Consider the following 13,920-nt stretch of genomic DNA (forward strand, 5'->3'; position numbering starts at 1 on the left):
CGCGGTGGCCTGGCTGTACCTGTTCAAGTTTCAATCCACGCCCCCGTGAGGGGGCGACGGCGCCGGACGAGGCGGATGACGCGGCGGCCATCAGTTTCAATCCACGCCCCCGTGAGGGGGCGACACTTGCCCGCCGTCAGGGGGCCGGTGCCGATGACGTTTCAATCCACGCCCCCGTGAGGGGGCGACCTGCAAAAGGTGGCGGAGTTTGTCCGCCGTATCGTGTTTCAATCCACGCCCCCGTGAGGGGGCGACGCACCGCATCGGCCGCAGCATCACCCGGCTGGGTGTTTCAATCCACGCCCCCGTGAGGGGGCGACCCGATCACTGCCGCGAAGTCATGCTCGTCAAGATGTTTCAATCCACGCCCCCGTGAGGGGGCGACAGCGTGGTGGCTCCGGTATTGTCGCCGCTGGCGAGTTTCAATCCACGCCCCCGTGAGGGGGCGACGGCCATGGCGCGGTCGTAGAACCCCATCCATACCTGTTTCAATCCACGCCCCCGTGAGGGGGCGACAAATGTCACAGGCTTTGTGCCGTCAGCCGCAAACGTTTCAATCCACGCCCCCGTGAGGGGGCGACAGCCGACCGCGACGGCGTTCGCCACCTCGGGGCGTTTCAATCCACGCCCCCGTGAGGGGGCGACCGCTATCAGTTGGCCTAGACGCCACCATCTCCACGTTTCAATCCACGCCCCCGTGAGGGGGCGACATCGAAGTTCGGGGCCACCTTCAAGGTGGTGGCCAGGTTTCAATCCACGCCCCCGTGAGGGGGCGACCTGCGCCTTGCGCTGCCGGTACAGGCGGGTGTTGGTGTTTCAATCCACGCCCCCGTGAGGGGGCGACGCGTGGGCCGATTTCTACGAAGTGCCGGAACAGGTTTCAATCCACGCCCCCGTGAGGGGGCGACGCGTTCCAAGCGGCGCTTGAGTCGACGCGCCCGGGTTTCAATCCACGCCCCCGTGAGGGGGCGACGCCCCCTCATTGCCGAAATGCTGCGCACCAGGCAGTTTCAATCCACGCCCCCGTGAGGGGGCGACGAGGCTTTCAGCCCAGCCACCTCCCCGATTGACGACGTTTCAATCCACGCCCCCGTGAGGGGGCGACCCGGCGAGGTCAAGCCGGTGTGGGCAAGCCTGTCGGTTTCAATCCACGCCCCCGTGAGGGGGCGACAGGTGCTGCGCATCCCCTATGTGGCGATGCTGCTGTTTCAATCCACGCCCCCGTGAGGGGGCGACCCTGTTCGGCTCCGCCGCCTGCGGAGTCGACGTGTTTCAATCCACGCCCCCGTGAGGGGGCGACCCATAATCTCCAGTGTTACACGACAAGCCGCCAGGTTTCAATCCACGCCCCCGTGAGGGGGCGACCAGGTCCACAGGCGCAAGCGCCGGTTCGTAGCTGACGTTTCAATCCACGCCCCCGTGAGGGGGCGACCAAGATCCGCAAGCTCCTCGCCATGACCGTCGAGTTTCAATCCACGCCCCCGTGAGGGGGCGACTGGCGTCGCCAGTCATATCGCCGGCGCGTTATTGTTTCAATCCACGCCCCCGTGAGGGGGCGACCGCCCTTCGAGATGGTTGAGGTGTGGATCGAGATGTTTCAATCCACGCCCCCGTGAGGGGGCGACGCAACGTGGTGATTTCGGGCCTGGAGCAGATTCAGTTTCAATCCACGCCCCCGTGAGGGGGCGACGCGACCTCTAGCCATGACGCAACCCCACCAAAAGTTTCAATCCACGCCCCCGTGAGGGGGCGACCGCGGCGGGCCCGACCCGTGGGCCGGCGCCACCGAGTTTCAATCCACGCCCCCGTGAGGGGGCGACCGTCGGCGTCCTGGAAGTGCAGCACGCGGGCGTCGGTTTCAATCCACGCCCCCGTGAGGGGGCGACACCCACGAATTCGCCACCCAGATGGCCGGCCTCAAAGTTTCAATCCACGCCCCCGTGAGGGGGCGACGCAGGCCGACAATCTTGCGGACAATCTTGGGGTCGTTTCAATCCACGCCCCCGTGAGGGGGCGACGCCGATGCCGCTGCGCCCGGCCCGGGAATTGTTGTCGTTTCAATCCACGCCCCCGTGAGGGGGCGACGAAGACCGGGGCTTCCATGAACGTGAGGTTCATGTTTCAATCCACGCCCCCGTGAGGGGGCGACGAGAACGTTTCGTTTAAGGCGACACAGGAAATCTTGTTTCAATCCACGCCCCCGTGAGGGGGCGACGAGCCGCCGGTGACGACCAGGCCCGCCGCCAAGCGGTTTCAATCCACGCCCCCGTGAGGGGGCGACCGAACACGTAAGGCAGGTGGCTTGGATTCACGATGTTTCAATCCACGCCCCCGTGAGGGGGCGACCTATAGGCACTGGCGCGGTTAACGATTGCGCAACGTTTCAATCCACGCCCCCGTGAGGGGGCGACGCCAGCAGCAGCAGCGCCAGCAGCCGCCCGCCCAGTTTCAATCCACGCCCCCGTGAGGGGGCGACGGCGGCGGGTCTTTCGAGGCCGGCGCAGCCTGGAAGTTTCAATCCACGCCCCCGTGAGGGGGCGACTTTCAGTCGGCGTCGGCCTTGTCAACTTGCTGAGGTTTCAATCCACGCCCCCGTGAGGGGGCGACCGCGTAATCGCGTGGGGCTCAGGTCAGACTTAGGGTTTCAATCCACGCCCCCGTGAGGGGGCGACGTCATGGCGGGTTCCTCTCAGACGAGAAGCTGTTGTTTCAATCCACGCCCCCGTGAGGGGGCGACCAACCAGGCCGCCTTCGAGGCCCTGACCTGGAAGGTTTCAATCCACGCCCCCGTGAGGGGGCGACCTTCTGCCGTCGCGCCGCCTGGTGCTGGCTAATTGTTTCAATCCACGCCCCCGTGAGGGGGCGACCGGTTCGGCTACAGCGACACTCCCGCCATCGTCGAAGTTTCAATCCACGCCCCCGTGAGGGGGCGACTCCTCCAGCATAACATCTTGCAGGAATTCGGCAAAATCTGGGGTTGGCGCGATTGCGGGGTGGAGCGGTCGGTATGGGGGGTGGCGTTGGCGTCGGCCGTCTCGGGAATGGCGGATTTCCGGGTTGTCGGGGCTGCCGCGAACCTGGCGGGTTTTTCCGGGGCGCTTGGGGTTCGCGGCTACAGCAGCAGCGGGCCGTCCAGGTCCAGGGGCTTGCGGTTGCCGATGTGCTCGACGCGGCGCTGGCCGTCGGCGCCCAGGTTGTAGAAGCGCAGCGAGTCCTTGCTTGGGTCGACGATGGCCAGCAGGCGGGCGCGCAGTTCCACCCAGCGGGCCGGGCTGACCTCGCATTCGAACACCGAGAACTGGACTCGCTGGCCGTAATCCTGGCAGGCCTTGGCGACCTTGCGCAGGCGCTTGCGGCCCGCCGCATCCTCGGTATTGACGTCGTAGGAGACCACCACCAGCACCGCCGTCAGGCCCAGATCAGCGGCGGGTAAAGGTCGAGGTCGCCGCGCAGATGGCGGGCCAGCAGCAGCGCCTGCAGGTGGGGCAGCAGGCCGATGGGGGCGTCCTCGTCGAGGAAGGGGTGGCGGATCTCCTTGGCCTTGCGCTCCTGCCAGGCGGTGATCACCGCCTTGCGGGTGTCGTCGTCCATCACCACCGCGCCGCCGTCCTGGGTGAGGAAGCCGGCGGCCTCGACCTGGCGGCGGTTGATCAGCGACAGCACGATGCGGTCGGCCAGGATGGGGCGCAGCTCCTCCTCGAGGTCGAGGGCGAGGCTGGCACGGCCGGGGCGGTCGCGGTGGAGGAAGCCCACATAGGGGTCCAGCCCCACCCCCTCCAGCGCCGAGCGCAAATCGTGGGCGAGCAGGGTGTAGACGAAGGACAGCAGGCAGTTGACGGCGTCGCGCGGCGGCCGGCGGTTGCGGCCGGAAAAGGCGAAGGCCGGATCGTCCACCCGGATCAGGGCGGCGAAGGCCGACCAGTACACAGCCGCCGCGTCGCCCTCGACCCCGCGCAGGCCGTCCACATGGGTCTCGCGGTCCAGGCGGGTCAGCGCGGCGGTGTGGATGTCGGCGGCGCGGGTCAGGCGCTCGGCCCGAACCTGGTCCTGAGCCTCGCGCGCGCCCCGGCGCAAAACGGTGCGGGCGTTGCCCAGCTTGCCTTTCAACACGCAGCGGGCGATGGACGCCGACCCCGCCTCGTCATCGGCGCGGCGGTACTGCTCGCGGCGCAGCAGCACGTTGCCGCGAACCTCGCCGTGGACGCTGGCCAGGAAGCGGCCATTCTCGGTCAGGTAGGTGATGGTCACGCCCTTCTCGGCGCAGGCGGCCATCAGATAGGGACTGACCGTGACCCGCCCCAGGCAGATGATGCCCTGCAGGTTGGTCAGGGGAATGCGCCGGGGCGAGGCGCCGTCCTGGCGCACCGACACGCATTCGCCCTCCTTGCCCAGATAGGTCTCGGGCGTGGTGATGTAGAGGACGTTGAGCAGGTCCTTCATGGCCCACCCAATTGTCGGCGCAGGTAGCGCGAAACCGAGCGCTTCCCCAGTGAATCCGGCAGGCACAGATCCTTCAGCGAGCAGCCGCGGCAGGCGGGGATGGCCACCGCCGGCGGGGTGCGCCCGGCATCGAGCATGGCGGCCATGGCGCGGGCGGCGTTCTCGGTGCGGCGGCGCAAGCCTTCGTCGAAGGTTACCGCGAGGCGGCGCCGGGTCTTGCCGTAGAACAGGGCGCCGGCCGGCACCGCGCGGCCGGTCATCTCCTCCAGGCACAGTCCTTGAGCGCACAATTGCGCGCGGTCGCGGTCGTCCTCCTTCTCGCGGCCGCGCTTGTGCTCGATGGGGAAGGGGGTGTCGCCCCCGTCGGAACCGGGGTGGAACTCCACCACATCCGCCCGGCCGGACAGCCGCAGCCGGTCGCTGCGCAACGGCAGCCCGGTGACCCGCCGCACCCCGTCGCGGGCCACCGCGCCGGCCTTATCGACGGCCGCATGCATGACGTTCCCCTCGGCGGTCAGCCGGTTGTCCTCCCACTGCTGCTCAAGATGTATGAGCGCGCATTGGCGCGGACAGACCAGGTAATGTTGTAGCGCCGACAGCGGGATGAGGGAATCGTCGGTATCGTCCATGGGGGGCTGCTACAGCACCTCCAGCACCTCCACCCCCGCCGGCAGGCCGGCACGGTCGATGGAAACGGTGAAGTCCGTCCAGGCGCGCGGGGTGTCGGCGTTCTGGGCCACCGTCACCCGCTCCAGCAGGGTTTCGGCGCGGGCGTTGCCCAGCAGGCTGTCGTGGCGGAAGGCGATCAGGCGGCGGGTGGACATCAGGCCGCGGGCGGCCGAGCGGTCGAGGTCGAACATGCCGCCCAGCGCCTCCCACAGCAGGGCCAGATCGGCCTCGGTGAAGCCGGTGCCCTTGTCGCCCTGGGCCAGATGGGGCGAGATGAAGCCGCTGGCGCGATACAGGCCGTAGGCGACGGTGGACTTGCCGCCCATCTCGGTGCTGCCGCCTTCCGCCGCACGGGCCTCGGTCTCGCGGGCGACGCGGGTGATGGTGTGGTCGGCGGGCAGGATGCGGTTGACCGAGCGGGCGAAGGTGATCTGCACCGGGCCGCGGACCTGGCCGGCATTGAACTTCTTGGTCGACATGACGGCACCGAAGGTGCGGACGTCGAAGAAGTTGGCGCACATGCGGGCGCGGGCCTTCTCCTCCGAGGCCTTCTCGCCATCCTTCAGGTCGATGTAGGCGTCCTTGCGCTGCTCCTGCAGCACCGCGCCCTCGCGGACATAGATGGCGTTGGGCGGGGTGTTACCGGTCTTCAGGCCGACATAGTTGCGGATCTTGCGCTTGATGGCGACGTCGGTGACCAGGCCCTGGCCGGTCTCGGGGTCGATGCGCGGCTGGTTGCCGGCGTCGGGATCGCCATTGGGGTTGCCGTCCTTGACGTCGAACAGCAGGACGAAATCGTAGCGGTTGGAGATAACCGGGCTGGTCATGGTGGTGGCTCCCGTCAGGCTTCGGATTCGGTGGTGATGGTGTCCTGCGGGTCGGCTTCGGCGCGCTCCCACAGGCGGTGGCTTTGGTGGTGGTAGCCGAGGACGAAGCGGCCTTGATCCTCGAGTGAAAGAGTCGCGGGATAGGCCCGGTCGGCGTCCATCAGGTGGAAGACTCGCTGCAGGGGATCGCCGAAGCGGCGGGGAAAGCCGCCCCGGAACTTGCGCCGATGAGCGGCGTTCAGGCGCTCGAGCTGCGGATAGACGGAGCGCGGCGCCGTCATGGCGGCCGAGAAATAACGGTCGCGGATGGTGACGTTGCTCTTGGTGCCGCCCTGGCTGCTGCGCTGGACGGCCTCGTACAGGGCGAACAGACGCCCCAGCAGATAGCCCGCATTGGTGTTGTCGTCATCGAGACCCACGGTGATCTCCCTTTGGTTGTCGGCGCGCAGGCGCGTGTTGCGGTTCAGGCTGGCCTTGATCACGGCGGCGCGGATCGGCCACACCCCCTGTTCCGCCTGACAGCGGTGGATGGTGCGGGCCAGCAGGGTGGCGGGGTAGGGGGTTTCCTTCAGGATGGCGGCGACCAGATCCTTCGACAGGGCGCGGCGCAATTGGTCCGAGAAGGTTCCGACGTCACCGCCCTTGGCCGCCGCCGACAGCAGGTGCCACAGGCCGGGCGCCTTGCCCTTGTCCCACAACCCGTCCACGTCGAGGTCGTCGAAATGGCGCCCGATGGAACGGGCGATGGCCTCCACCGTGCCCTGGTGCCAGAAGAACACCGCCAGCCGGGCGGCGTTGGGGGCGAGGCCGAGGATGCAGAACGGGGTGCTGTCGGTGTCCAGTTTCCGCAGCGCCTTGCGGATGGCGGCGAAGACGTCGAGCACCTTCTGCCCGTCGGGAATCTCGCCGCTCTCCTCGTCCTGGAAGGCGCCGCCGGTGATGAGGCTGAGAAAGCTCTCCTCCAGCGGCGTCGGGCCGGTGGCCCAGAACACATAGGTGGCGTCGCCCTCCACATGGTGGTGGCGGTCCTGCTCGCGGGCCAGCAGAAAGCTGAGTGCTGATGCGTAGGCGTGCGCTGCCGCTACGCTGACGGGGGCATTGTACCCCTGCGTCCATCCATGCGAGCCAAATGCCGGATTTTCCAAGGTGTTGATCGCTACAAGGCTAACCGGCTTTGATGCCCCGGGTACGTTCTTGATGTTGGGATGCAGGCGGGCGGGGATGGCCGCCTGGCCGGTGACTAGGCACCAGGCGGAGGCCTCTGCGGCGCTCTCGGCCCCCATCAGCGCGCCCCGCAAGCCGGGGCGCCCGCACACCAGTCCGGGGTCGCCCTCCAGCCGGAACGAGACGTTGGCGCCGCCGGCCCGCAGCTCGTCCCAGCTGTCCGCCGTCGCCATTGCCGACCAATCCCCGGCCGACAAATAAGTCAGCACGGCCGCCAGCCCGGCATCGGCCTTGGCATCCTCGGGCAGCGCCTTCAGGCGAGCGAGGAAGGCGGCATGGCGTTCCGGCACCTTGGCCGCCTGCTTCTCGGTCAGGCCGGGGCGGGCCAGGCCAAACACGTATTCGGCATTGTCCCACAGCAGGTTGGCCTTGATTCCGGCAGCTTTAATGACTTCCGCCGGGACTACGAACGTCTTGCCCCGTCCTTTCTCGTCCCGGGTCGAGCGCAGCGCGATGAAGCGGCCCTCGGCATCCAGGGTGACGACGAAATGGATCTCCTTGTCCTGGAACCCGGTGGGCTGGGCCAGGCCGTCGGCCAGCAGGCGCTGGTAGTAGTCATGAAGGCGCTGCAGGATCATCGCCGCACCTCCACCGAATCGGCCGGCGGCACGTGCAGGGTGCCGTTCTCCAGTTTCGCCTTGAAGAACAGCGGCACCGGCGCCGTGCCGGCATGGTCGATGTCCAGCAGCATCCAGCCCAGCTCGGGGCTGTCGGGGATGGGGGCGGGGAGGGAATCGCCGTCCTCGACCAGGGCGAAGTCTGCGGCGAATTCCCGCGTCCCCAGGCAGGGGCGGTGGAAGCATTGGCCGTTGGCGGCGCGGCGGCGGAACATCTCGACGTATTTGGTGAGGTTGGTGTCGGGCGGTGCCTTGGCGGTCAGGGTGATCCGGGCGGTGATGACATAGTCCACGTCGCGCAGAATTACCGAGGCGCGCTGCTGGCGGTGGTCCTCGGCATCGATGCCGTGGGGGTTGGCGGCCTTGGTGCCGACCTCGTTGCGGCGCACGGTCTGGAACCGGATGGGCTTCAGCACGTCGATGCGCTCGACCCGCCACGCCATTTCCGGCTTCCACAGCACCGCCTCCAGGATGCCGCGCGCCGCTGAGGGCGTACAGACATCGTAGGAGACGCGCTCAACCTTCATTTCAGGCCGGGTGAACAGGGCTGCGTCTCCCCACACTCGCAGGCGGAGGGGGGCGGAATAATGGCTTTCACTCATTTCAGCCTCTCATCGACTGGTTCGCCCATGGGGGGTGGGGGCGTGTTGGGTCGCGGCAATGGTGCATGACGTATCCTCACGGCGGGACGAGAGTCACCATAGCGCCACTTCGGCCATCACGTCAATTCCTATAATGTGTTGTTAGGTAGTGATGCCGGAAAAATTCCGGCTGCCTTTCGCCTCCCCCTAAATCCAGCTATTGTCACGGCTCATCCCACAAAGGGATGTGGATTGAAACCTATAGTGTGTAGTGATCGAGAATGGGGCCGGCCCGTCCGGCCCCATTTTCAGTTCAGTCTCCCGTTGCCAGCATCAGCCCCACCCCTTCCCGGTCATACAGCTCGTCCCTGACCAGAACGGTCACGGTACCGATGTCCTCGGCCGCGCCGGTCTCGCGCAGCTGAGCCAGAGCCTTCGGTCGGACCGGCACGGTGTAGCGCTGCAGGGCGCGCAGGGTGGCCCGCGACGGGCCGTCGCGGCGCAATTCCTCAACCGCGGCTTCGGCGCGCTGGTCGAACAGCACCACCAGCGGCTCCTCGCGCTGGTCGATCATGCGGAACGCGTCGGCGGCGGTGCGGAAGGCGATATCGTACCAGGGGCGGCCGGGGCGCTTCTCTCCCAGGCCCAGCATCCGGCCGATGCCGTGGGGGTCCAGGCTGCGTTTGCTCCAGTACAGCTCGTTGAAATAGGTGATGAAGGCCTCCGGGTGGAACGGAGCCTCGGGATGCTTGCGCAATGCCGCCTCGGCGGCCTCGGCAGCCTGGGCCAAGTGGCCGTGCAGTCGGCCGCCCTCGGGACGGAACACCACCATCCGGCCCTTGTCGGGCAATAGCCCCTCGCGGTTGCAGCGGCCCGCCGCCTGGGCGATGGCATCCAGGCCGGCCATGGCCCGCCAGACCGCGGGGAAGTCGATGTCCACCCCGGCCTCGACCAGCGAGGTGGAGACCACCCGGGCCGGGCCGCCTTCCTTCAGCCTGGCCAGCAATCGCGCACGGTGGGCGGCGCATTGCCAGGTGGAGAGGTGAATCGCCCCGGCCGGCAGCAGGCCGTGCAACGTGCGGCAGTCGGCGCGGCTGTTGACGATGGCGAGGGCGCGGTCCTCGGCCGTCATGGCGGCGGCGATGGCCTCCCACGACTGGCGCTCGCCGGGCTGGGGGAAGCTGACCCGCACCCGATCCAGCGCCGCGAACAGGGCCGGCGGATCGGGGGCGATCTCGATCGGCCTCGGCAACTCCTTGAACACCGCCCCAAGCGCCGGCTGGGTGGCGGTGCACAGCACCACGGTGACTCCGTAGCCCTCCACCAGTTCGGCCAGCGCCGCGGTGATGGGGAGCAGCAGGTCCGGCGGCAGCGCCTGGGCCTCGTCCAGCACCACGACGCTGCCGGCGATGTTGTGCAGCTTGCGCAGGCGCGAGGTGCGGCTGGCGAACAGGGATTCGAACAGCTGCACGGTGGTGGTGACCACCACCGGGGCGTCCCAGGTCTCGGCGGCCAGCCGGTTGCGGTTGCTCTCTTCCCGGCTCCCCTCGTCCAGCGCGCTGTGGTGCTCCAGCACCGCGTCGTCGCCCAGGGTCTCGCGGAACACCGCGGCGGTCTGCTCTATGATGCTGGTGAAGGGGACGGCGTAGATGACGCGGCGAAGCCGGTCAGGATGGTGGTGGACGTGGTCGAGGGCGAAGGCCAGGGACGCCAGGGTCTTGCCGCCGCCGGTGGGCACGGTCAGGGCATACAGGCCGGGCTGGCCCTTGGCGGCATCGCGGGCGGCGGCCAGCACCGTCGCGCGCACCTGGTTGACCGGGCCGGATGCACCGGCGAAACGCGAGAGCCTTTGGTCCAGGCGCGGCCGCAGCGTCCCCATATCCGCCCAGCCGGACCTTGCCCCGGATCGGCCCGGGTCGAAGAAGGCTTCGGTGTCGAGGAAATCGGCCTCGAACACCGCCGAGGCCAGCATGCGGATCCACAGGCTGGGGTCGCGTTCCGGCGGGCGCTTCAATGGCGGCGGTGCAAGCAGGTCGGCGGGCGCCGCAGCCATGGCGGCACCCAGCAGGAGATCGGCGTCTCCCAGGCGGTCCTTCAGGCCTTTTCGCGAGTCTTCGCCCTGAAAATCGGGCAGTCCGGCGTGATGGCCGGCAATGACGAAGGCCAACGCCAGGCCGGTGTCGCCGAGCGCCTTCACCGCGTGCAGGGCGCCGGCACTGGAGTGATCGACGCGACGCCGTGCCTCCTCCAGATGGGCATCCTCGTCGAGGACGGTGCGGATCATCGCCTGGAAATCGGCGGAATACTTCCCCAGATCGTGCCAGAGTGCGGCACATGCGGCGAACCCGCCGCAGTTCCAGCGGTCAGCGAAACGTCGCGCCAAGACCCCGGCATCGCGCAGATGCTGATCCAGGGGGTGTATCCTGTCCCCGGCAGGAGCGACATGGGCGATTGGCTGCGGAGGGCTCGACATCGCCCCGGATTATGCCTGTCGGCCCCGGCCATATGCAATCTATAATAGGCTACGTAGTTGACATATATTCCCTGGGATGCAGCGAAATTGCAGTGCAGATCGCGCTCACCCCGGCCAGACGAATCGATAGCTGGTGTTCCTGCTTCCGCCGGGGTTCTTCTCCAGCACGCCCCGGCCGACCAGATCGGTGATGTCGCGCTGCGCCGTATCGGCGGAGCAGCCGCAGATCGCCATCCACTTCCGGGTGGTGATGGCTCCTTCGAATCCGTCGAGAAGCTTCCCAAGCACCTTTCGCTGGCGGTCGCTGAAGGGGTGCGGCGCGTGGGCATGCCAGAACCTCGCCTTGGCGATCACCCTGTCGGCGGTGGCCTCGGCGGCGGCGATGGCGTCGGTGTAGCACCGGGAAAACCATGACAGCCACCCGGTGAGGTCAAGGTCGCCCTTCTGGGTCTCTTCCAGGATCTCGTAGTACCGGCCCCGGTTGACCGCGATCTGGCTCGACATGCTGTAGAAGCGCTGGCCGCTGTTTTCCGTCCGGGCGACCGCCAGGTCCGCGATGGCCCTTGCCATGCGGCCATTCCCATCGTCCATCGGGTGGATGGTGACGAACCAGAGATGGGCGATGCCGGCCCTGATCAGGGGGTCCATTCCGGTGTCACCGCGCGCGTCGTTGAACCAGGCCAGGAACGTCGCCATGTCCTCCGCCACCCGGGCGGCCGAAGGAGCCTCGAAATGGACCCGGGCCCGGGGAGAGTAGGGCTGCGAAACCACCTGCATGGTCCCGTGGTGGTCGGTCCGCCATTGGCCGACGTCGATCCCGACGTTACGCATCATCCCGAGGAATCGCCCCTGCCGGAACCGGGCCTCGGTGAGCACAGGCAGCAGCCTGTTCGCGTCCCAGCGAAAGGATGGCCAGGTCGGGCGCTGCCAGATGTGGCGAGCCATTCAGGCGCCTTTCGCCGCATGTCATGCGGTGAATACGGGCGCATTCTCCGCAAACCGCAACGCGGCGCGAGGGGAGCTGGCCCCCCGGCGGCGGCGCGCTGTCTTGCCATCCATTCTGCGGGGAAATTGGCGCAACCGGTAGGATTCGAACCTACGACCTCTGCCTTCGGAGGGCAGCGCTCTATCCAGCTGAGCTACGGCTGCGCGGGTCTTGGGCTTGCCAAGAGCCGAGGTTTATAGCGCGGTTCGGGTTGGATGGCAAAGGGGGAAACGCGGGGAAGTGCGGCGGCAGAAGTCGTCTGTTCTAACCCTACCGGCTGCGCTGTGGCTGGGGTGTGCCGGGAAGGGGTATTCCGTCGAATTGGTGCCAAGGACCGTGCGCCTCTGCCGGCGGGGTGGTGCCTCACCATCCCACCCGCGTCAGTAGACCAGCCGACATGATCGGCGAGGAACTTGGCGAACAAGAGATCTTCAATGCTCATGGCGCTACCTTGTCGCCGGGTTGCTGGACGATCCACCGGGATGGCTTCTGGGCGCAGTTCACGGCGATGACACCATGCAGTGTCTGGGGGCCGTTCCCCGACCTTCTGACGAAACTGCAGGGGGGCTTTGCCTCCCCTGCGGTTCTCGATGGCAATCATCATACCCCCACCGGAAAAATCAGGCGGCGCGGCGCACAGTATTGAGGATCTGCCCGCAACCGATCAGAACGGCCCCGGCGACGACCAAGGCGCTGCCCATGATCACCAACGCGGTCTTGGTGTTGAGCGCATGCAGGTTGGCGATCCTGCCGATGTCGCCATAGCCCGATCCGTTGGACGGGTCCATGACGACGCCCCACAGGGATAGGCAGATACCGAGAGCGAGGAGCAGGGCGCCGGCCCAGGGCATCTTCGATGACGGGATGCGGGGCGGCTCCATCGTGATGGGCTTGGCGACCGGCTGGGCTTTCTCCCGTGCGGCCTGTTCCTCTGCTTCCTGGGCCTGGGCGGCGCGGCGCGCCTCTTCAGGGATGTCGCCCTTGCACTTCCAGCACTTGGTCGCAGTGGGCTCATTCCAGGCCTGGCAATTCTGACACTCAATTTTCGACATTTGTGTCCCTCTCTATTGAAAATGTGGGCGCGACGACGGCAACGGGCGCCCGTGGGGTAAGTGCCTAGAGCCAAAGGGCCACCACGGTTTAGGTCACCTGATCAGCGAACCCGCGAACGCCTCGGACTCCTCCCGTCCTTTCTCGGATAAATCCGATGTTGTCAAAAAAACAACTGTCAGGCGTATTACAAAATGCGCTGGTTATGAAACAAACTGGCGCAAAAAATATGCAAAGTAATGTATTTGTGTTGTGGCTCATGCGGCACCGGGAGCAACTGCGCTGTATATGACAGCGCGGCTAAGAGGCGGGTGGTGGATTTGATTTAGCCCGACGACGCTCGGAGCGAAGTCGCTCCAACCGCGCTTCCTCGCCAGGGACGCATTCGTCCACTCGCTTGGTATTCCACCAACATTCGTCGGTCGCGACGCATAGCGTTGCACACCAGCCGCGTGGGTCGATCATGAGCTGCTTGGCGTTTGCCACCTCATACCCGCGATTCTGCAGACACCTGGCGGTTCCCATGTTTCTGTAGCGTTCCTGTTCGCGAGCCGCGTGAAGCTGACCCGCAATGAACCCTCCGATTGCTCCAGTGACAACATCACCACCAACACTCCCGCTTGAAGATCCAAGCGCTACGGCGCCGATACCAGACCCAACGCCACTCTTGGCTGCCGCCATCATGCCGTCATACGTCTGTTGAAGCTCAGATGTCAGGTGGTAATCCGCCAAGGTGACGCACTCGATCAGATCCTTCTGGTATTGCTGCGGATCATCCACCGCCTTCAAATCGATGAGCGGCTTTGGCAGTGGCGATGCGCACGCCGAAACCGTCAGCGCCAGGAAGACGATCGACCAGCGCCTCATCGCCGCACCACGCCGATGACCGAGTGGCCGCGCCCCTCCAGGCACTTGGTGGTGGCGCTGTCCTCCAGGCCGTACTTGTTGACGAGCCATTCGCAGCCCATCCAGTCCATCTGCGCCTCGGCCGGGTTCTTGGACGCCTTGAGGTCCATGACCGGCTCGTAGGTTGGTGAACTGCAAGCGCTAACCC

Annotated in this window: 12 protein-coding genes, 1 tRNA gene and 1 CRISPR repeat array (1 of these 14 running past the window's edge); of the genes, 1 reads left to right on the forward strand and 12 read right to left on the reverse strand. The window is 66.8% G+C overall.

Features of this window, described 5'->3' with window-relative positions; genetic code table 11:
* A CRISPR array of direct repeats spans nucleotides 1–2,934; the repeat unit is 31 nt; unit sequence GTTTCAATCCACGCCCCCGTGAGGGGGCGAC; it begins 696 nt to the left of the window's first position.
* A 178-nt stretch (nucleotides 2,935–3,112) separates the two neighbouring features.
* The 9 genes from cas2 to MTBUT4_RS10550 all read right to left on the reverse strand — a co-directional run bounded on the left by cas2 (nucleotide 3,113) and on the right by MTBUT4_RS10550 (nucleotide 11,980).
* Complete coding sequence (gene cas2, locus MTBUT4_RS10510) at nucleotides 3,113–3,403, reverse strand: CRISPR-associated endonuclease Cas2 (protein WP_173979643.1); 291 nt, start codon at nucleotides 3,401–3,403, stop codon at nucleotides 3,113–3,115.
* A 5-nt stretch (nucleotides 3,404–3,408) separates the two neighbouring features.
* Nucleotides 3,409–4,440, reverse strand: a complete 1,032-nt coding sequence (gene cas1c, locus MTBUT4_RS10515; protein ID WP_173979644.1) for a type I-C CRISPR-associated endonuclease Cas1c — start codon at nucleotides 4,438–4,440, stop codon at nucleotides 3,409–3,411.
* Nucleotides 4,437–5,069, reverse strand: a complete 633-nt coding sequence (gene cas4 / locus MTBUT4_RS10520; RefSeq protein ID WP_173979645.1) for a CRISPR-associated protein Cas4 — start codon at nucleotides 5,067–5,069, stop codon at nucleotides 4,437–4,439. The genes cas1c and cas4 overlap by 4 nt, the downstream gene beginning before the upstream one ends.
* 9 nt (nucleotides 5,070–5,078) lie before the next feature.
* A complete protein-coding gene (cas7c, locus tag MTBUT4_RS10525) occupies nucleotides 5,079–5,936 on the reverse strand; it encodes a type I-C CRISPR-associated protein Cas7/Csd2 (protein WP_173979646.1) in 858 nt (285 codons plus the stop codon).
* A 14-nt stretch (nucleotides 5,937–5,950) separates the two neighbouring features.
* Nucleotides 5,951–7,738: a type I-C CRISPR-associated protein Cas8c/Csd1 gene (gene cas8c / locus MTBUT4_RS10530; protein ID WP_173979647.1), complete on the reverse strand. Its 1,788-nt coding sequence runs from the start codon at nucleotides 7,736–7,738 to the stop codon at nucleotides 5,951–5,953.
* Complete coding sequence (cas5c, locus tag MTBUT4_RS10535; RefSeq protein ID WP_173979648.1) at nucleotides 7,735–8,379, reverse strand: type I-C CRISPR-associated protein Cas5c; 645 nt, start codon at nucleotides 8,377–8,379, stop codon at nucleotides 7,735–7,737. Before cas5c ends, cas8c begins: the two co-directional genes overlap by 4 nt.
* A 292-nt stretch (nucleotides 8,380–8,671) precedes the next feature.
* On the reverse strand, nucleotides 8,672–10,831 hold the full coding sequence (locus MTBUT4_RS10540; protein WP_173979649.1) for a CRISPR-associated endonuclease Cas3'': 2,160 nt from the start codon (nucleotides 10,829–10,831) through the stop codon (nucleotides 8,672–8,674).
* 105 nt (nucleotides 10,832–10,936) lie between these two features.
* Nucleotides 10,937–11,776, reverse strand: a complete 840-nt coding sequence (locus MTBUT4_RS10545; RefSeq protein ID WP_173979650.1) for a Fic family protein — start codon at nucleotides 11,774–11,776, stop codon at nucleotides 10,937–10,939.
* A 127-nt stretch (nucleotides 11,777–11,903) separates the two neighbouring features.
* A tRNA-Arg gene (locus tag MTBUT4_RS10550) sits at nucleotides 11,904–11,980 on the reverse strand.
* A 233-nt stretch (nucleotides 11,981–12,213) separates the two neighbouring features.
* Between MTBUT4_RS10550 and MTBUT4_RS10555 the strand changes: the two genes are divergently transcribed.
* The gene (locus MTBUT4_RS10555) at nucleotides 12,214–12,462 is read left to right on the forward strand and encodes a hypothetical protein (protein WP_173979651.1); all 249 of its coding nucleotides are present in this window, start codon (nucleotides 12,214–12,216) and stop codon (nucleotides 12,460–12,462) included.
* Here the strand turns inward: MTBUT4_RS10555 and MTBUT4_RS10560 are convergent.
* The 3 genes from MTBUT4_RS10560 to MTBUT4_RS10570 form a co-directional block, all read right to left on the reverse strand.
* Nucleotides 12,437–12,868, reverse strand: a complete 432-nt coding sequence (locus MTBUT4_RS10560) for a hypothetical protein (RefSeq protein WP_173979652.1) — start codon at nucleotides 12,866–12,868, stop codon at nucleotides 12,437–12,439. The two genes, MTBUT4_RS10555 and MTBUT4_RS10560, sit on opposite strands and share 26 nt — an antisense overlap.
* Before the next feature lie 298 nt (nucleotides 12,869–13,166).
* Nucleotides 13,167–13,733 carry a hypothetical protein gene (locus tag MTBUT4_RS10565; RefSeq protein ID WP_173979653.1) on the reverse strand — a complete coding sequence of 189 codons (567 nt, stop codon included), beginning with the start codon at nucleotides 13,731–13,733 and terminating at the stop codon, nucleotides 13,167–13,169.
* Nucleotides 13,730–13,920 (reverse strand): hypothetical protein (locus MTBUT4_RS10570; RefSeq protein ID WP_217424153.1); only part of this gene is annotated, 191 nt, incomplete at its 5' end. The genes MTBUT4_RS10565 and MTBUT4_RS10570, both read right to left, overlap by 4 nt.

The organism is Magnetospirillum sp. UT-4, from assembly GCF_902729435.1.
Classification (GTDB): Bacteria; Pseudomonadota; Alphaproteobacteria; order Rhodospirillales; family Magnetospirillaceae; genus Magnetospirillum.

What these genes read in the sequence shown, in the direction of transcription:
- cas4 (WP_173979645.1), bottom strand. Translation starts at nt 5,069, where the DNA reads ATGGACGATACCGACGATTCCCTCATCCCGCTGTCGGCGCTACAACAT.
- MTBUT4_RS10565 (WP_173979653.1), bottom strand. Translation starts at nt 13,733, where the DNA reads ATGAGGCGCTGGTCGATCGTCTTCCTGGCGCTGACGGTTTCGGCGTGC.
- MTBUT4_RS10560 (WP_173979652.1), bottom strand. Translation starts at nt 12,868, where the DNA reads ATGTCGAAAATTGAGTGTCAGAATTGCCAGGCCTGGAATGAGCCCACT.
- MTBUT4_RS10545 (WP_173979650.1), bottom strand. Translation starts at nt 11,776, where the DNA reads ATGGCTCGCCACATCTGGCAGCGCCCGACCTGGCCATCCTTTCGCTGG.
- MTBUT4_RS10555 (WP_173979651.1), top strand. Translation starts at nt 12,214, where the DNA reads ATGATCGGCGAGGAACTTGGCGAACAAGAGATCTTCAATGCTCATGGC.
- cas8c (WP_173979647.1), bottom strand. Translation starts at nt 7,738, where the DNA reads ATGATCCTGCAGCGCCTTCATGACTACTACCAGCGCCTGCTGGCCGAC.
- cas1c (WP_173979644.1), bottom strand. Translation starts at nt 4,440, where the DNA reads ATGAAGGACCTGCTCAACGTCCTCTACATCACCACGCCCGAGACCTAT.
- cas7c (WP_173979646.1), bottom strand. Translation starts at nt 5,936, where the DNA reads ATGACCAGCCCGGTTATCTCCAACCGCTACGATTTCGTCCTGCTGTTC.
- MTBUT4_RS10540 (WP_173979649.1), bottom strand. Translation starts at nt 10,831, where the DNA reads ATGTCGAGCCCTCCGCAGCCAATCGCCCATGTCGCTCCTGCCGGGGAC.
- cas5c (WP_173979648.1), bottom strand. Translation starts at nt 8,379, where the DNA reads ATGAGTGAAAGCCATTATTCCGCCCCCCTCCGCCTGCGAGTGTGGGGA.